The sequence below is a fragment of the Nocardioides sp. WS12 genome, assembly GCF_014108865.1.
In the GTDB taxonomy this organism is placed as follows: Bacteria; Actinomycetota; Actinomycetes; order Propionibacteriales; family Nocardioidaceae; genus Nocardioides.
Map to the genome: position 1 here is coordinate 3,740,565 of NZ_CP053928.1, position 17,560 is coordinate 3,758,124.

Sequence of the window (17,560 nt, forward strand, 5' to 3'; positions counted from 1 at the left end):
GAGGGGCGTCGACGCCTCAGTCCGGGATCGTGTTCTCGAGGTCGGGCATCCGTCGTACGAGGGAATCGGGACGCGGGTCCTTGATCGTCGCGACCCGGGCAGTGGCGGTGAGCGTCTGGGCGCCGTCGACGCCCGCCAGGACGAGGGTCAGCTCGAGGGAACTGACGTTCGGCAGGTCGTTCTTGAGGGCAGCGACCCGGGTGATCAGGTCCTCGACCGCGGCCACGTCGACGGCATCGGCGCCGCGATACCCGAACAGGAGCGGCGAACTCTTCACCTCGCGCACCATCGAGGCGACCTCGTGCTGCCCGAGCGGCGGAATCCGGTAGGACCAGTCGCCGAGGAGTTCGATGACGGGCCCGGAGATGCCGAAGGACACGACGGGACCGAACAGCGGGTCCTCGAACGAACGGATGGCAACAGGCACACCCGGAGGTGCGCTGCGCTGGACGACGAACCGGCCCATCGTCGGGTCGATCAGCTGGGTCAGCGTCTCCCAGGCGTCACGCATGTCTTCGGCGTCGCTGATGTTGCGCCACACGTGCGTCTGGTCCGGCCGCTCGCGCAGGGAGTCGAGGGTCGACTTGAGGACGACGTCCCAGCCGAGCTCCTCGCCTGCAGCGACGGCAGCCTCGGGGTCGGCCACCGGGCGGGTGGGCCACAGGTCGATGCCGTAGTGGCCGAGCAGTTCGGTGACGAGCGACTGGTCGAGCTCGATCTCGCGGTCACCGACCTCGCCCTCGGCAGACCTGAGGACCCGGGCGACCAGCTTCTTCGCGGCGGGCAGGTCCACCTCGCCCGCATCGGCGGCCGGCCCATCCGGTGCGTGCAGCCAGACGGCGTACTCGACGACGCGCGCGAGGGCGCGGACCGCCGCTTCCACCGCGGGGTACGACGGAACCGAGCCTCGTCCGGCAGAGGATCCGGCGACGTCGGGCACGCGCAGCAACTCGGGGATGCCCTCGGCACCGAGGAACGAGGAGACGAGCGGCTTGTCGGACTGTTCGCCGACAGCAGCCAGGACGTTCGCGACCTCCTCGCCGGTGACGTCGAGCGGCGGGATGTAGACGGCGATCACCGAGTCGACGTCCGGGTCGTCGATGGCGTTGTCGAGGGCGTCCTCGAAGTCCTCGGCGGTCGCGGAGGCACCGAGCGCCACGGAGCGGTTGACCACGAGACCGACCGCGGAAGCGGCGTCGGCGGCGAGCAGGCCGAGCGCGTCGGAGTTGCCGACGATGGCGACGCGGCGTCCGCGCGGAAGCGGTTGGTGGGCGAGCAACTGCGCGACGTCGAACATGTCGTCGAGGGTGTCGACCTGGATGACGCCGGCCTGGCGGAACATCGCGTCGACGGCGGCCTGCGGCGCACCGATCCGGCGGACCGCGTGGCCCATCGGGACACCCTGGGTCGTGCGGCCCGACCGGACCGCGACGATCGGCTTGCGCTGCGACACCCGCCGGGCGATCCGCGAGAACTTGCGCGGGTTACCGATCGACTCGAGGTACATCATCACGACCTCGGTGGCGTCGTCCTCCTCCCAGTACTGCAGGAGGTCGTTGCCTGAGACGTCGGCACGGTTGCCCGCGCTGACGAAGGTGGAGATACCGAGACCACGGTTCTTGACCTTCTCGAGGATCGCGGAGCCGAGCGCACCGGACTGGCAGAAGAAGCCGGCACGACCACGGGTCGGCATGACCGAGGAGAGCGACGCGTTGACCTGGACGGTCGGGTCGGTGTTGATGACACCGAGGCAGTTCGGGCCGATCAGGCGCAGGCCGTAGGAGCGGCACAAGCCCGCGAGGTGGCGCTGGCGCTTGCGCCCTTCCTCCCCCGTCTCGGCGAAGCCGGAGGAGATCACGATGAGTCCGTGCACGCCCTTGTTGGCGCAGTCGAGGACGACGTCGGTGACGGAATCGGCGGGCACGGCCACGATCGCGACGTCGACGTCGTCGGGGATCTCGTTGACGTTCTTGTAGGCCGGCATGCCCGAGACCGCCGGCGCACTCGGGTTGACGACGTAGACCCGGCCGGTGAAGTTGGCGGTGACCAGGTTGCGCACCAGCACCTGGCCGATCGTGTCCTGGCGCCGACTGGCGCCGATGATCGCGACCGACTTGGGGTGGAAGAAGCGCTGGATCGAAGCAGCCTCGGCCGCGTGCTCGCGGTCGCGCATCACCCCGATCGCGGTGTCGGTCGGGTCGATCGGGAACTCGAGGGTGATCACGCCTTCGTGGTAACCACTGGCGACGCGGTAGCCGGCGTCGCGGAAGGTGTGGATCATCCGGCTGTTGTCGGGCAACACCTCGGCGGTGAACCGTTCGACGCCACGCTCGCGGCCGGCCTGGGCGAGGTGCTCGAGCAGCAGTTGCGCGATGCCACGTCCCTGGTGCCCGTCCTCCACGAGGAAGGCGACCTCGGCCTCGTTGTCGGCCACGACGTCGTACCGACCGACGGCGATCATCCGCTCCTGCAGGATCATCACGAGCGCGACGCGATCACGGTGGTCGACGTGGGTGAAGCGCCGCACGTCGCGGTCGGACAGGACCGGCATGGGCGAGAAGAAGCGGTAGTACTTCGACTCGTCGGAGACCCGCGCGTAGAACTCGACCATGAGTTCTTCGTCCTCCGGACGGATCGGCCGGATGTGCGCCGTACGCCCGTCACGCAGGAGTACGTCGCCCTCCCAGTGCGCGGGCGGTGCCTGAATCTCCTCGGTCGGGGTCGGGTCGCCAGCGCTCACACGGTAAATCTATCGGTCCCGGCCGCATCCGTCCGGCGTGGCCGGTCACCGATGGTCAGGACCGACCGGGACAATGACTCCCATGGCACGTCGCACCAAGCAGGAACCCCTCCCGGAGGACTTCGAGGAGCACATCCTCGACACCGACATCGGCGACGAGATGCAGTCGTCCTTCCTGGAGTACGCCTACTCCGTCATCTACTCCCGGGCGCTGCCCGATGCGCGCGACGGCCTCAAGCCGGTCCAGCGCCGGATCTACTACACGATGAACGACATGGGCCTGCGCCCCGACCGCGGCCACTCCAAGTGCGCCCGCATCGTCGGTGAGGTGATGGGTCGCCTGCACCCGCACGGCGACACCGCCATCTACGACGCGCTCGTCCGTACGGCGCAGCCGTGGTCGATGCGGTTGCCGATGGTCGACGGACACGGCAACTTCGGTTCGCCCGGCGGCGAGGACCCGCCGGCGGCCATGCGATACACCGAGGCCCGGATGGCGCCTGCTGCGGTGGCGATGACGGACTCGATCGACGAGGACACCGTCGACTTCAAGCCGAACTACGACAGTCGCGAGTACGAACCGACCGTCCTGCCCTCGGCCATCCCGAACCTCGTCGTCAACGGCACGACCGGCATCGCGGTCGGCATGGCGACCAACATGGCTCCGCACAACCTGATCGAAGTCGTGCAGGCGCTGCGCCACCTGATCGTGCACCCGAAGACCGACCTCGACGGGATCATGCGGTTCATCCCGGGACCCGACCTGCCGACGGGCGGCAAGATCGTCGGGCTCGACGGCGTGCGCGATGCCTACGAGACCGGCCGGGGCGTCTTCAAGATGCGGGCCACCGCCCGCATCGAGACCATCGGTCGCCGCAAGGGCATCGTGGTGACCGAGTTGCCGTTCAACATCGGCACCGAGAAGGTCATGGAGCGGATCAAGATCCTGGTCCAGACCAAGAAGATCCAGGGCATCGCCGACATGAAGGACCTCACCGACCGGTCGCACGGCCTGCGCCTGGTCATCGAGGTCAAGAACGGCTTCGTCCCCGAGGCCCTGCTCGAGCAGCTCTACAAGCAGACGCCGATGGAGGAGTCCTTCGGCATCAACAACGTCGCGCTCGTCGACGGCCAGCCGCGCACGCTCGGCCTGAAGGAACTGCTCGAGGTCTTCCTCGAGCACCGCTACGAGGTCGTCCGTCGTCGCTCGCAGTTCCGGCGCAACAAGAAGGCCGCGCGTCTCCACCTGGTCGACGGCCTGCTGCTCGCGCTGATCGACATCGACGAGGTCATCCAGCTGATCCGCACCAGCGACGACGCGGCCACCGCGCGCGAGCGCCTGATGAGCGTCTTCGACCTCTCCGAGGCCCAGGCCGAGTACATCCTCGAGATGCAGCTGCGCCGCCTCACCCGCTTCTCCCGGATCGACCTGGAGAAGGAGCAGTCCGAGTTGCGCAAGGAGATCGAGGAGCTCGACGCGATCCTCGCCGACGAGGGCCTGCTGAAGAAGGTCGTCTCCAACGAGCTGGCCGAGATCGCCAAGACGTTCGGTACGCCGCGTCGTACCGTCCTTCTCGAATCGGCCGGCTCCACCGCCATCACCGCGGCCGCTGCGCCGCTGGAGGTGGCCGACGAGCCCTGCTTCGCGCTGCTCTCCTCGACCGGCCTGCTCGCCCGCACCACCAACGCCGAGGACATCGGCACCGGCGGTGGACGCGCCAACCACGACGTGATCGTGTCCGCCATCCGTACGTCGGCCCGCGCCGACGTCGGCGTACTCACCTCGACCGGGCGGATGCTCCGGCTCGGCGTCCTGGACCTGCCGGCCATCCCGCCGTCGGCCAATGAGCCCAACCTCTCGGGCGGCCTGCCGCTCACCGAGGTGCTGGAGCTCGCGCCCGGCGAACGCGCGCTGGCCCTGGCCTCGCTCGCGACCGAAGGACCCGGCCTGGCGCTGGGCACCAGGCAGGGCGTCGTGAAGCGGGTCAACCCCGAGGTCATCAGCAAGGACGAGTGGGACGTCATCCGGCTCGCCGACGGTGACGAGGTCGTCGGTGCGGTCGAACTGATCACCGGCACCGAGGAGCTCTGCTTCATCACCACCGACGCCCAACTCCTGCACTACGGCGCCGCGGGCGTCCGTCCGCAGGGACGCTCTGGTGGCGGCATGGCCGGCGTGAAGCTGACCGCCGGCGAGAGCGTCGCGTGGTTCGGTGTCCTCGACCTCGCCGCCCCCGCCGTCGTCGTCACCTCCTCCGGTTCGTCGACCGCGCTGCCCGGCACCGAGCCGGGTGCGGTGAAGGTGACCGACTTCGGCGAGTACCCCACCAAGGGCCGCGCCACCGGTGGGGTGCGCTGCCACCGCTTCCTCAAGGGCGAGGACACCCTCGTCTTCGCCTGGGCCGGCGCGTCGCCTGCGCGGGCTGCTGCAGCGAGCGGTGCTCCGATCGACCTGCCGGAAGCCACGGGACGCCGCGACGGATCGGGAGTGCCGGGAAGTCAGGCGCTCGCTGCCGCCGCGGGTCCGCTGGCCGCCCTCCTGACCGCCGGCCTGACCGCCGATGTGTCAGGGTGATCCCATGACGATCGGACGCACCCGAGTGGCCGCTGCGCTGCTCACGGGCCTGTTTGCAGTGACCGGCCTCGCCGCCTGTTCGGGCGACGACCCGAAGGCTGGTGCGGACTGGTCCGACGCCGGCGTGAAGGCCAAGAAGTTCCTCGACGAGACCAGCGGCATCGAGCTGTCGATCTCCACCGGCGACGACCCGGGCGTCGACTACCTCTCGGCGGCGAGCGGAACGATCACCGCCGAACCGCCGGCGTTCGAGGGCTCCGCCAACGGCAACGTGTCGGGCATCCCGGTCACCGGCGTCCCGGTCATCTCGGTCGGCGGCACGATGTACATCAACCACGCCCTCCTCGGCGGCTGGAGCGACCGCTTCCAGCCCGAGGACCTCTGCGCCCCCGACCCGGCCCTGCTCCTGGACCCCGATTCGGGCGTCTCCTCGGTCCTGACCAGCACCGAGGACGTCTCCGCCGGCAAGACCGAGCGCGGCGGCAAGGACAACAAGGAAACCTTCAGCACCTACACCGGCAAGGCCACGGGCGACTCGATCCGCGGGATCCTGCCGTGTGCCGAGGGTGACGCCTTCGACGCGACGTACCGCGTCGACGACAAGGGCTACCTCCGCTCCGCCCGCCTGACCGGCGTCTTCTTCCCCGACTCCGACGAGGTCACCTACACGATCGACGTGACCAAGTACGACGTCACCAAGGACATCTCCGCACCGGAATGACCCGCATGACCGGAATGAGCAGGGACCGGCTTCTCCTCACGTTCTGCGCGGTCGCCGTCGCCTTCGCGGCGGTCGACACGTACGTCGTGGTGCTCGCACTGCCGGACATGATGGCCGGCGTCGGCATCCCGATCGACGAACTGCAGCGCGCGGCACCGATCGTCTCCGGCTTCCTGTTGGGGTACGTCGCCATGCTGCCGCTGATCGGACGGATCGCCGACCTGCGCGGCCAGGTGCCCGTCCTGGCCATGTCGCTCGTGCTCTTCTCCATCGGCTCGCTGGTCACCGCCGTGTCCTACGACCTGCCGAGCATGGTCGCCGGCCGGTTCCTGCAGGGCGTCGGTGGTGGTGGCCTGGTGCCCGCGACGATGTCGCTGGTCGCCGCGCTCTACCCGGTCGAACGCCGCGGCCTTCCCCTCGGACTGGTCTCCGCGGTCCAGGAGTTCGGGAGCGTCCTCGGGCCGCTGTTCGGTGCGCTGGTGCTTTCCTTCACCTCGTGGCGCGGGATCTTCGCGATCAACCTGGCCGGTGGGGTTGTCCTGCTCCTCGTCGTCACCGCCCTCGCCCGCCCGGTGGTTGAGGTGCGAGGAGCGTCAGCGACGAGCCTCGAAACCCCCGGGGCAGCTCACATCGGCAAGTCCCGAGGTTTCGAGGCTCGCTTCGCTCGCACCTCAACCACCGGGGTCCTCACCTTTCTCCTCCTCGCGGTCACCCTCGCCGCCGGCGTGATCACCTTCCTCGAACCCGCCTCCATCCAGCGCGACCTGACGTGGGGCCAGCTCTTCATCCCGTACGTCGACGGAGGCAGCCGCTGGATCACCCCGATCGGCCTGATCACGATCGGCGCGTGCGTCGCGTTCCTGCTCTGCTGCTGGTTCCTGCCCCGACCCCTGGTCGACCTGCGCGGATGGTTCGGTCACCTGCTGGCTGCCGACCTGCTGGGCGCCAGCCTGCTCGCCGCAGCCCTCGGCGGCATCGTGCTGGCCTTCGCCACGGCCGACCCGGAGGTGGCGGTCTTCTCGCCGCAGGGACCGTGGTTCCTCGTCGGCTCGGGCGTGGCCGTTGTCCTGCTGCTGGTGCACCTGCGTCGCGCCGACGACCCGATCGTGCCGCGCGGCGCACTCAAGGCAACGCCGGCGTGGGGGGCGCTCGTCGTCAGCTTCCTGGTCGGCTGGGCGCTGATCGCGGCGCTCGTCGACATCCCGCTCTTTGCACGCACCACCACCCATCCGGACTCCCAGCTGGGCGCGGCACTGGTCCTGCTCCGTTTCCTCGCCGCCCTGCCCTTCGGCGCAATCGTCGGTGGGTGGCTGTTGCGCCGCCTCAACGCCGGAGTGCTGACGGCGATCGGCATGGCCGCAGCAGGCGTCTCGTTCCTCGCGATGGCGCAGTGGGACGCCACCAGCCTCGACGGCTTCGGCTCGAACGTGCCCCTCGTGCTCGGCGGTTTCGGCTTCGGCCTCGCCCTGGCGCCGGTCAACGCCGCGATCCTCGCCAACACCGACGACGACGCCCACGGCCTCGCGAGTGCGCTCGTCGTGGTCGCCCGGATGATCGGCATGCTGGTCGGCATCTCCGCGCTGACCACCATCGGCCTGCGCCGGCTCTATGCCACGCAGGAGGCCGATCCCTCGCTCGGCATCCGCGAGCTCGGCATCGTCCAGGAGCACGCCGTGTTCGTCGGCGCTTCCGTGGCGGCCTTCGCGGCCGCCGTACTCGCGTTGATCCTGTTCGCCCGCGCAGGTACTCGCGAAGTGGACACGGCCGAAGTGCTCCGTACCGCCGGATAGGCTGCCCTCATGGGTGAATTCGACGATCTGTTGAAGGCAAACCGCACGTTTGCGGACCAGTTCGAGTTCGGCGGCTTCGACGGCAAGGCCCATGCGGGCGTGGCCATCGTGACCTGCATGGACTCGCGGATCGACCCACTGAAGATGCTCGGCCTGAAGTACGGCGACGCGAAGATCTTCCGCAACCCCGGCGGCCGCGTCACCGAGGCTGCCCTCGAGGCGCTGGTCCTCGGCGTGCACCTGCTCAACGTCGACCGGATCCTGGTCATCCCGCACACCCGCTGCGCGATGGCGTCCTCGACGGAGGCCGACATTCAGGCCAAGATCGGTGAAGCGACCGGCCAGGACGTGTCGTGGCACCCGTTCCACGTCATCGCCAACCAGAAGACCGCGCTGGCCGAGGACATTCGACGCGTCCGGTCGCACCCGCTGATCCCGGAGAGCATCCACATCGGCGGCTTCATCTACGACGTCGACACCGGCCTGCTGTCCCAGCAGGTCTGACCACCAGCTCTGGCCACCAACTCTGGGCCGACCTCAGCCGTCGAGCAACGCCCGGAGCGACTTGTCCACGAGGGCACCCGGCAGTTCGTCGAGCCGCACCCCGAGTTCGGCGACCGTGCCGATCGAGCCGACCAGGTCGAGCAACGTCGCGGTGTCCGCTGCGGGGTCCCCGACCGGATAGTCGAACAGGAGTGGGCAGTCCACTGCCCCGCCGTCCGGCTCGGGCGGCAACGCCGGCAGCCAGCAGCCGACCTCGAGCGCCAGCGTCGCGCGCTGGCCGACGCCCGTGACCCGTGGGTCGACGTACCAGAACAGGTCGCCGACCTGCAGTCGCAGGTGACCACGTCGGGCCTTCGCTCCCCGCGCCTTGAGCACCTTGACCACCGCGGTGCGTGTGTCGGAGACCGTCATGGGGCCACTCTCACGCGTCGAGCGTTTCGCTGTCCATCCGGCGCCTCCTCACGCATCGTCCACAGGGTCCTCGAACTCGTAGCGGTCGCGGAACTCGCCGACCGACAGGGTCATCAGATCCCTCTGCACGTCGCCCAGTACGAGCGTGGCCTTCGCGTGCCTGCGCACCCAGGCGATGGTGGCCACCACCTCACCTGACTCCATTCGGCGGATCTCGATCCGGTGGCGCGGATCTGTCATCGCGCCGTACCACCCGAAGGTGATGACGGACAGAACAGCGATGCCAACGGCCCCGAAGGAGTCGAACTCGTCGATGACAAGCGCCGCCTGGTACCGGTCCTTGGCGCGCCCCTCGGCCACCGTCACTGAGACCGGCTCTGCGCGCGCATCGAGCGCCCGACAGCTACGACCAAAGTGGTCACAGCGGAAGGTCCAGCAGCGCAGCGATCGTCTCCCTGACCTGGATCAGCTCGACGGGTCCGACTCGCCCGATGGGAGCGGAAAGTCGGCCGACCGCCACCGAACGAAGGTGCTGGCACTGCGCGGCCGACGGTCGCTGAAGACCTGAGCCGTGGTTGGCCGGCACCGTCACCTCGGACTCGAAGCCGCGCAGGGTCGAGGTCAGCGGAACCACCTGCACCGTCGTCGGCGCCGCATCAAGAACACGTTGCGACGTGACGACGATCGCTGGATGCAGGAACCCGGCCTCGTGCCCGTGCGGAACTCCCAGATCGAGGTTGATGACATCACCCGAGGTCAGCGTCAAGCCAGGCCGCCTCGTCATCAGTCAACGGTGTCCGCAGTTGCTGGCCCATCCGGTCCTGTCGCAGCGAGCGCACCGCCGCCGTCACGGTCTGCCCGACCGTCAGACCGAGAGCACCAGACAGCCGCTTGAGCTCGTCATGCGTGACCGAGTCGATGCGAACACTGGTGCTGTGCATGCAAATAAGCATACACACGTCCCTTCACGCGTCGAGCGATTCCATGTCGACCTCGTACGCTCCCTGGACGATGAACTCCTTGCGCGGAGCCACGTCGCTACCCATCAGCAACTCGAACACCTCGGCCGAGACGGCGGCGTCGTCGACGGTCAGCCGGCGGAGGGTACGACGACGGGGATCCATCGTCGTCTCGGCCAACTGGTCGGCGTCCATCTCGCCGAGACCCTTGTAGCGCTGGACCGGGTCCTTCCAGCGAATGTTCTTCTTCTTGAGCTCGGCGAGCTTTCGCTGCAACTCGGGGTCGGAGAAGGTGTAGACGTACTTCTCCTGGCCCTTGCGCGGGTTGGAGATCTCGATCCGGTGCAGCGGGGGCACGGCGGTGTAGACCCGGCCCTCGGCGACCAGCTCAGGCATGTACTTGAAGAACAGGGTCGCCAGCAGGCACCGGATGTGGGCGCCGTCGGAATCAGCGTCGGCCATGAAGATGATCCGGCCATAACGACGAGCCTCGAGGTCGAAGGTGCGACCCGAGCCGGCGCCGACCACCTGGATGATCGAGGCGCACTCGGTGTTCTTCAGCATGTCGCCGACCGAGGCCTTCTGGACGTTGAGGATCTTGCCCCGGATCGGCAGCAGCGCCTGGAACTCCGCGTTGCGGGCCAGCTTCGCCGTACCGAGGGCGGAGTCACCCTCGACAATGAAGAGCTCGGTGCGTTCGTTGTCGTTGGCGCGGCAATCGGCCAGCTTCGACGGAAGCGAGGACGACTCGAGCGCGTTCTTCCGGCGCTGGGTCTCCTTGTGCTGACGGGCGGCGATCCGGGTCTTCGAGGCGCCGACGACCTTCTCCATGAGGAGCTTGGCCTGGGCCTTTTCGACACGCTTGGTGGAGGTCAGGAACTCCTTGAGCTGCTGCGACACCACCTTGCGGACGACGGCCTTGGCAGCGGGGGTGCCGAGGATCTCCTTGGTCTGGCCCTCGAACTGGGGCTCGGCCAGGCGGACCGTCACGATCGAGGTCATCCCCTCGAGGATGTCGTCCTTGACCACGTTGTCATCGTTGACCTTGAGCGCCTTGGTGGCGCGCATGGCGTCATTGAAGGTCGTCGTCAGTCCCGCTTCGAACCCGGAGACGTGCGTTCCGCCCTTGGGCGTGGCGATCACGTTGACGAAGGAGCGCAGTTCGGTCTCGTAGCCCGTGCCCCACCTCACCGCGACGTCGACGCTCAGCTCCCGCTCGACGTCCTGAGGCGTCATGTGACCCTTGTCGTCGAGCATCGGCACCGTCTCGGTGAAGGTGTCGCTGCCCTGGAGGCGGAGTACGTCGGTGACCGGATCACCCGTGGCCAGGAAGTCGCAGAACTCGGCGATGCCGCCGTCGTGGCGGAACTTCTCCTCGGTCCACTCCGAAGCGTCGACCGAGCGCTGGTCACGGATCACCAACTCCAGGCCGGGCACGATGAACGAGGTCTGCCGGGCGCGCCCGATCAGGCCGTCGAGCTCGAACTTGGCGTCGCGGGTGAAGATCTGGCGGTCCGGCCAGAACCGCACCCGGGTGCCCGACTTGCCCTTCGCGACGCGACCGCCCTTGCGGGTCAGGCCGGTCGCCGGCGTGAACGGCGCGTCCGGGCCGTCGCCGGCGAAGGTTCCGGGACCACCGCGCTGGAAGCTCATTCCCTGGGTGGCCGGGGAACGGTCGACGTCGATGTCCATCCGGCTCGACAGCGCATTGACCACGGACAGGCCGACACCGTGCAGTCCACCCGTGGCGGCGTACGACGACCCGCCGAACTTGCCGCCCGCGTGGAGCTTCGTCGCGACGAGTTCGACACCGGTCAGCCCGCTCTTGGGCTCCTTGTCCGTCGGGATACCGCGCCCGTCGTCGTACACCTCGACGGAGCCGTCGGGGAGCAGCGTGATCTCGACCTTGTGGGCCGCGCCTGCGAGCGCCTCGTCAACGCCGTTGTCGATGATCTCCCAGAGGCAGTGCATCAACCCACGGGTGTCGGTGGAGCCGATGTACATCCCCGGACGCTTCCGCACCGCCTCGAGGCCCTCGAGGACCAGCAGATGCGCTGCGTTGTAGGTGTTGTCGGCGATGACCTGCTCCTAGCAATGACACGGTTGATGACGCCCTCTGCGGGGCGGGTAGAGGTACGAATCTACCGGCGACACGCCGGAGTCCGGTGCAGGCACACGGGCAGAGGCGGCGAGACGATGCCAGGTACTCCCCCCGCAACGGGAGGGGTCACCGGTCGGACCAGGGAAGCCTGATCGATCGGATGATCACAAGCATGTTTCAAGCGGTGGAAAATCAACCAGCAGACACCCATCAGGTGATTGGATGAAGAAACCACGCAAGTGGAATGAACCACACGAAGACGGGAATCTTTGATCCAGTCGCTACGTTGATCACGTCGACACCCGATAGGGGTGAAGACGAAGAAAGAGAGGCCGAGATGACAACTATCGTTGCTCCCAGCGCCCCGCTCACTGCGGAGGATCGCTGCGACCGTTGTGGTGCCCAGGCCTACCTCCGCGTAGAACTCACCTCCGGTGGCGAACTGCTCTTCTGTGCCCACCACGCTCGCGAGCACGGTGACAAGCTCAAGGAGATTGCGGCGAACGTCCACGACGAGACCCACAAGCTGACCACGAAGCCGGCGTTCGCCGACGACTGAGTCACCCCTGCTTGATCGAAGAGCCCCGGCGTCCTGCGCCGGGGCTCTTCGCGTTCCATCAGGCGGGCGGTTCACCATGGTCGGCGAGGTTAGGTTAGGCTTCCCTGCTTGTGAAGAGAACTCTGGCCCTTGCGCTCGCGACCGTGCTCACGCTCGGCACCGCGGCCTGCAGCTCCGACATTGCCGACAAGTCCGACGCCAAGGACTCCTCGAAGGTCCCTGACGGGCCGTGGGAGTTCACCGACGGCTCCGGCGAGGTCGTCAAGCTCGACAAGACGCCGACCCGGATCATCGCCCACGGCGCCGAAGCCGCCGCCCTGATGGCGTACGGCATCAAGCCGGTCGGCATCTACGCCGACGAGCCGGTCACGACCGACCCGAACCTCAAGGACCTGGACCTGACCGGCATCGCGATCCTCGGCGAGGAGTGGGGCTCGATCGACGTCGCCAAGGCATCGACCCTGACCCCCGACCTGATCGTCGCCGACTGGTGGCCCGCCGAGAAGGCCCACTCGGGCTTCGAGGACGGCGTGAAGGCCAAGAGCAAGAAGCTCGCGGAGCTCGCGCCCGTCGTCGGCGCAGCCCAGGGCGACTCGATCCTCGACCTCGCCGAGGGCTACGAAGACCTGGCCGAGAGCCTGGGAGCGGACATCGAGAACTCCCAGGGCAACAAGGACAAGGCGGCCTTCGAGAAGTCGCGCGACGCGTTCATCGCGGCGATGAAGGACAAGGACTTCACCGCGCTCGCCGTCTCCCCCGCCAGCGACCTGCTCTACGTCGCCAACCCGGAGTTCGCACCCGAACTCCTCGACTTCGACCGCTGGGGCCTGGACATCGTCGAGCCCGACTCCCCCGACAAGGGCTTCCCGTACTGGGAGAACCTGAGCTGGGAGAAGGCCGACAAGTACCAGCCCGACGTGCTGATGTTCGACAGCCGCAGCTTCACGACCGACTCGAAGACGGTCAAGGACCAGCCCACGTGGAACTCCATCCGCGCGGCGAAGGCCGGTCAGATCGTCGAGTGGCCCGGCTTCTGGCTGCACACCTACGGCCACTACGCCGTTGCGCTCGACAAGCTCACCGAAGAGCTGTCCGGCCTCGATGACTCCATCGGTGACTGATCAGGCGGTAGCCACCGCGACCGTGGCGCCGGGTGCGGTTCGTCGCACCCGGCGTCCCGGCGCGCTCGTCGCCGGACTCCTCGTGCTCGGCGCACTGCTCCTGGTGACCGGCTTCCTCAGCGTCACCCAGGGCTCACGATCCATCGGTCTCTCCGAGGTCATCGACGCCCTGCGCCACTTCACCACGGCGACCACCGACGACATGGTGACGATCGAGTTGCGGGTACCACGCACGATTCTGGGCGTTCTCGTCGGCGCCGCCCTCGGTCTCTCCGGAGCAGTCCTCCAGGGCCTGACCCGCAACGCCCTGGCCGATCCGTCGATCATGGGCATCGAGGCCGGCGCCGCCCTGGCCGTCGTTGCCGGGATCACCGTGCTCGGAGTGAGCGGCATCCAGCTCCACGTCGTGCTCGCCTTCTTCGGCGCCCTCGCCGCCACGGCCCTCGTGTACGCCGTCGGCTCGCTCGGCCGCGAAGGCGCGACCCCCGTCAAGATGGCGCTCGCCGGCGCCGCCATCACCGCGGGACTGATGGCCGTCACGACCGGCCTGCTGCTGACCGACCTGCAGGCGCAGCAGGAGTACCGCTTCTGGCAGGTCGGCTCCCTGGCCGGCCGCTACGCGCCGATCGTCACCGGCGTCGCACCCGTCCTCATCCTCGGACTCGTCGTCGGGGTGTTCTGCGGCCGCCCACTCAATGCCCTCGCCCTTGGTGACGACGCCGCCCGCGGGCTCGGAGTCTCCCTGATGCGCACGCGGATCGGCCTGTTCACGGTGGTGGCCGTCCTCTGCGGTGCCGCGACCGCTGCCTGTGGCCCGATTGTGTTCGTCGGCCTCGTCGTGCCCCACGTCGCCCGGGCGATCTGCGGCCCGGACTACCGCTGGATCCTGCCGTACTCGCTGCTGCTCGGTCCGCTGCTCCTCCTCGGCGCCGACATCCTCGGCCGCGTGATCGGCGGCGACGGTGAACTCCAGGTCGGCATCGTGCTCGGCATGCTCGGCGCCCCGTTCTTCATCCTGCTCGTGCGCTACAGCCGCCTGGCGGAGCTGTGAGTACGGCGACGGGCACGACGTCGAGCACGACGACGAGTGCAGCGCCCCTTTCGGCGACACACGCCGCGATCGTCGTACGACGGCACCGGCGGATGCGGCGTCGGCGAGCGATCGTCGTACCGGCGGCGCTGCTCGGTGTCGCGCTGGTGCTGGGCCTGCTGACCCTGTGCTTCGGCTCGGTCCGGTTGAGCTTCGGGCAGGTGCTGGGCTCGCTCCTCGGCACCGGCGACAACGCCGCGGTCGACTTCATCGTCCAGGACCTGGCCGTACCGCAGGTGAAGGCGGCGATCGGTGTCGGCCTCGCCCTCGGCGCCGCCGGCACGATCTTCCAGCAACTGCTGCGCAATCCCCTGGCCTCACCGGACTTCGTCGGGATCTCGGCGGGCGCCAGCGTGTTCGCGGTGGCCGGCCTCGCGGTCCCCGCGCTTGCCGGCCTGAGCATCCCGGTCCTCGCGCTCGTCGGCGCCCTGGTCTTCGCGATCGCGATGTACCTGCTTGCCTGGCGCGATGGCGTCTCGGGCTACCGGTTCATCCTGATCGGCATCGGGATGTCGGCCTTCGCCACCAGCATCACCGGGTACCTGCTGACCCGGACCTCGCTCACCGAAGCGCGCGAAGCCCTGCACTGGCTGACCGGATCGATCGGCCAGGCGGGCGACGCCGAGAACAACGTGCTGCTGGTGGTCCTGCTCCTGCTCGCGCCGACCGTGCCCGTCCTGCAGCGGATGCTGCGCAACGTCGAACTCGGCGACGACACCGCCCGTGGGCTCGGGACCCGTCTCGAGCCCACGCGGCTGGCCCTGCTCGGCGTCGGCGTCCTGCTCACCGCGCTGGCCACCGCCGTCGCCGGACCCATCGCGTTCGTCGCCCTGGTGGCAGGCCCGGTCGCCGACCGACTGCTCGGCCCGGCGCGCGGCGGCATCGTGGCCGCCGGAGCGGTCGGCGCGATCCTGTGCCTGGTCGCCGACTACGTCGCCGTCCAGGTCCTTCCCGTCGAGATGCCGACCGGTGTCGTCACCGGAGCCGTCGGGGCGCCGTACCTCCTGTGGCTGCTGGCCACCACCAACCGGAGAGGAGTGGGCGGATGACCGTGCCCACCACCGAGACCCCTGTCGTCGAACGTGCCCCTGCCCGCCTCGCGGCCCGCAGCCTCGCCCTCGGGTACGACGACAGGACCGTCGTACGCGACCTCGACCTCGACATCCTGGATGGCCGGGTCACCGCGATCGTGGGCGCCAACGCGTGCGGCAAGTCGACCCTGCTGCGCGGACTCGCGCGCCTGTTGCGTCCGCGGGGCGGCGAAGTGCTGCTCGACGGCACCCCGATCCTCACCCAGGGTTCGCGCGAGGTCGCCCGGATCCTCGGGCTGCTCCCCCAGACCCCCGTCGCGCCCGACGGCATCACCGTCGGGGACCTCGTGTCGCGGGGCCGGCACCCGCACCAGGGCTGGTTCCGTCACTGGTCCGCCCAGGACGACGACGCCGTGGCCGCTGCCCTCGACGCGACCGACACGGCCTCGCTGATCGCCCGTCCCCTCCACGAGCTCTCGGGCGGCCAACGCCAGCGGGTGTGGGTCGCGATGGCCCTGGCCCAGGAAACCGACCTGTTGTTGCTCGACGAGCCGACGACCTTCCTCGACATCGCGCACCAGGTCGACCTGCTCCGCCTCCTGCGCACGCTCAACCGCGAGACCGGCCGCACGATCGTGACCGTGCTGCACGACCTCAACCTCGCTTGTCGCTACAGCGACCACCTCGTGGTGATGTGCGACGGCGAGGTCCTGGCCGAAGGCGCCCCCGGCGAGGTCGTCACCGCCGCGCTCGTCGAGCGGGCCTTCGGACTGGGTTGTGTCGTCGTACCCGACCCCGTTGCGGGGACCCCGATGATCGTGCCCTCCGGGGACTGAACCGGGCCCTGCGTCCGGCTGGATTGCTGTTCACGGGGCTGTCGCACGACAGCCACCCGGTGCACGCTGTCAGCCCATCCGCGCCCTGTGGCATGGAGCCGTGAGACTCCCTCTGCTCCGACTGTTCCTGATCACCACCGTCGCCGCCGGCACCCTCACTGCAGGCCTGACGCACCACGGATCCGCCGAACCGCTCGCGGCCGTGACCCACGACTTCGCCGTCCCGGCAGCGACGCCGGCTGCCACTGCGGTGGCGGCCGTCCGGCCGGTCCAGCCGGTCCGACCGGATGCGCGGGTGCTCCGGGTCCAGGACGGCGACACCGTCGTCGTGCGACTGCGCAACGGTGCCGTCCGCTACGTCCGCATCCTCGGGATCGACACCCCGGAGACCATCCTGGGGGCACACGAATGTGGTGGTGCCACGGCATCGAAGCGCATGAAGGCCCTGCTGCCGCGCGGCACCGGCATCGTGATGCGGGCCGACCCCCACCAGCCTCGTGTCGACCGCTACGACCGGCTGTTGCGCTACGTCCGCAGGTCCTCCGACCGGCTGGACGTCGCGCAGGACCAGTTGAGCCGCGGGCTCGCGGAGGTCTACGTCTATCGCAACGGCCGGTTCACGAAGCGGGCTGCCTACGAGCGTGTGGAGCAGGCCGCGCAGCAGGCGCACGTCGGGATCTGGACCTGGTGCTGAGCCCGGTCGATCCTTGGGTCGCCAGCATCAGCGGGAGATTGCGGCCTCCACCGTGTTGCGCCAGCGCGCGACATCGGGCACGAACCAGGCCAGGTCACCGTCGGCCGTGTGCAGCACCAGGTGCGACTGCCCCTCGGAGAACGAGCCGGCGAAGGTCCGCACGGAACTCACGCCGGTGACGGTCCTCAGGTCGACGTCGAGCGGTCCACCCACCGATCGACGGAACAGCACCCGCGTCGGTGTGAGCACGAGCGTGCCGCTCGCCTTCGCGCGCGGGTGTCCGCCGGTCGACCCGCGGTAGTGGGCCGCGACCGGGCCGAGCAGCATCCGCTCGTCCGCAACTGCCTCACGCAGGTCGTGGCGCGCCGCGTCGGCGCGCCCGCCGACGAGCGCACCGAGCACGTTGCGTGCGAGGGAAACCGGCATCG

17 protein-coding genes are annotated in these 17,560 nt (G+C 68.9%); 10 read left to right on the plus strand and 7 right to left on the minus strand.

Translation table 11 applies throughout. The features are described 5' to 3' along the window. Window positions 1-16: 16 nt before the first annotated feature. Window positions 17-2,740 carry a bifunctional GNAT family N-acetyltransferase/acetate--CoA ligase family protein gene (locus HRC28_RS18080; protein ID WP_237111552.1) on the minus strand — a complete coding sequence of 908 codons (2,724 nt, stop codon included), beginning with the start codon at window positions 2,738-2,740 and terminating at the stop codon, window positions 17-19. A gap of 82 nt (window positions 2,741-2,822) precedes the next feature. Here HRC28_RS18080 and HRC28_RS18085 point away from each other — a divergent pair, with 82 nt between their 5' ends. Genes HRC28_RS18085 through HRC28_RS18100 form a run of 4 tightly spaced genes read left to right on the plus strand, consistent with a single transcriptional unit; the run spans window position 2,823 to window position 8,330 of the window. Then, window positions 2,823-5,315 carry a DNA topoisomerase IV subunit A gene (locus HRC28_RS18085; protein WP_182376827.1) on the plus strand — a complete coding sequence of 831 codons (2,493 nt, stop codon included), beginning with the start codon at window positions 2,823-2,825 and terminating at the stop codon, window positions 5,313-5,315. Between the two features lie 4 nt (window positions 5,316-5,319). Then, the gene (locus HRC28_RS18090; protein ID WP_182376828.1) at window positions 5,320-6,036 is read left to right on the plus strand and encodes an LppX_LprAFG lipoprotein; all 717 of its coding nucleotides are present in this window, start codon (window positions 5,320-5,322) and stop codon (window positions 6,034-6,036) included. Next, window positions 6,033-7,826: an MFS transporter gene (locus HRC28_RS18095; protein WP_237111553.1), complete on the plus strand. Its 1,794-nt coding sequence runs from the start codon at window positions 6,033-6,035 to the stop codon at window positions 7,824-7,826. The genes HRC28_RS18090 and HRC28_RS18095 overlap by 4 nt, the downstream gene beginning before the upstream one ends. Before the next feature lie 9 nt (window positions 7,827-7,835). Then, entirely contained in the window at window positions 7,836-8,330 is a 495-nt protein-coding gene (locus HRC28_RS18100) for a carbonic anhydrase (RefSeq protein ID WP_182376829.1), read from the plus strand. A 33-nt stretch (window positions 8,331-8,363) separates the two neighbouring features. Here the strand turns inward: HRC28_RS18100 and HRC28_RS18105 are convergent, their stop codons facing one another. Genes HRC28_RS18105 through HRC28_RS18125 form a run of 5 tightly spaced genes read right to left on the minus strand, consistent with a single transcriptional unit; the run spans window position 8,364 to window position 11,779 of the window. Further along, the gene (locus HRC28_RS18105; RefSeq protein ID WP_182376830.1) at window positions 8,364-8,741 is read right to left on the minus strand and encodes a hypothetical protein; all 378 of its coding nucleotides are present in this window, start codon (window positions 8,739-8,741) and stop codon (window positions 8,364-8,366) included. A gap of 48 nt (window positions 8,742-8,789) precedes the next feature. Next, a complete protein-coding gene (locus tag HRC28_RS18110; protein WP_182376831.1) occupies window positions 8,790-9,107 on the minus strand; it encodes a hypothetical protein in 318 nt (105 codons plus the stop codon). Window positions 9,108-9,159: 52 nt separating this feature from the next. After that, window positions 9,160-9,525 carry a type II toxin-antitoxin system PemK/MazF family toxin gene (locus HRC28_RS18115; RefSeq protein ID WP_182376832.1) on the minus strand — a complete coding sequence of 122 codons (366 nt, stop codon included), beginning with the start codon at window positions 9,523-9,525 and terminating at the stop codon, window positions 9,160-9,162. Continuing rightward, window positions 9,488-9,682 carry a hypothetical protein gene (locus HRC28_RS18120; protein ID WP_202033109.1) on the minus strand — a complete coding sequence of 65 codons (195 nt, stop codon included), beginning with the start codon at window positions 9,680-9,682 and terminating at the stop codon, window positions 9,488-9,490. Before HRC28_RS18120 ends, HRC28_RS18115 begins: the two co-directional genes overlap by 38 nt. 24 nt (window positions 9,683-9,706) lie before the next feature. After that, window positions 9,707-11,779, minus strand: a complete 2,073-nt coding sequence (locus tag HRC28_RS18125; RefSeq protein ID WP_237111870.1) for a DNA topoisomerase IV subunit B — start codon at window positions 11,777-11,779, stop codon at window positions 9,707-9,709. A gap of 359 nt (window positions 11,780-12,138) precedes the next feature. Here HRC28_RS18125 and HRC28_RS18130 point away from each other — a divergent pair, with 359 nt between their 5' ends. From HRC28_RS18130 to HRC28_RS18155, 6 genes are all read left to right on the plus strand, one after another. After that, window positions 12,139-12,360 carry a hypothetical protein gene (locus tag HRC28_RS18130; protein ID WP_056711173.1) on the plus strand — a complete coding sequence of 74 codons (222 nt, stop codon included), beginning with the start codon at window positions 12,139-12,141 and terminating at the stop codon, window positions 12,358-12,360. A gap of 110 nt (window positions 12,361-12,470) precedes the next feature. Further along, window positions 12,471-13,481, plus strand: a complete 1,011-nt coding sequence (locus tag HRC28_RS18135; protein ID WP_182376835.1) for an ABC transporter substrate-binding protein — start codon at window positions 12,471-12,473, stop codon at window positions 13,479-13,481. Then, window positions 13,474-14,532, plus strand: a complete 1,059-nt coding sequence (locus tag HRC28_RS18140; RefSeq protein ID WP_237111554.1) for an iron ABC transporter permease — start codon at window positions 13,474-13,476, stop codon at window positions 14,530-14,532. The genes HRC28_RS18135 and HRC28_RS18140 overlap by 8 nt, the downstream gene beginning before the upstream one ends. After that, the gene (locus tag HRC28_RS18145; RefSeq protein WP_237111555.1) at window positions 14,529-15,620 is read left to right on the plus strand and encodes an iron chelate uptake ABC transporter family permease subunit; all 1,092 of its coding nucleotides are present in this window, start codon (window positions 14,529-14,531) and stop codon (window positions 15,618-15,620) included. Before HRC28_RS18140 ends, HRC28_RS18145 begins: the two co-directional genes overlap by 4 nt. Continuing rightward, window positions 15,617-16,438 (plus strand): ABC transporter ATP-binding protein, encoded by an 822-nt coding sequence (locus HRC28_RS18150; protein WP_182376837.1) that lies wholly within the window; start codon window positions 15,617-15,619, stop codon window positions 16,436-16,438. The genes HRC28_RS18145 and HRC28_RS18150 overlap by 4 nt, the downstream gene beginning before the upstream one ends. 100 nt (window positions 16,439-16,538) lie before the next feature. Next, window positions 16,539-17,132 carry a thermonuclease family protein gene (locus HRC28_RS18155; protein ID WP_182376838.1) on the plus strand — a complete coding sequence of 198 codons (594 nt, stop codon included), beginning with the start codon at window positions 16,539-16,541 and terminating at the stop codon, window positions 17,130-17,132. 27 nt (window positions 17,133-17,159) lie between these two features. On the opposite strand, the gene HRC28_RS18160 is transcribed toward HRC28_RS18155, so the two are convergent. After that, on the minus strand, window positions 17,160-17,558 hold the full coding sequence (locus HRC28_RS18160) for a hypothetical protein (RefSeq protein WP_182376839.1): 399 nt from the start codon (window positions 17,556-17,558) through the stop codon (window positions 17,160-17,162). Between the last annotated feature and the right edge of the window lie 2 nt (window positions 17,559-17,560).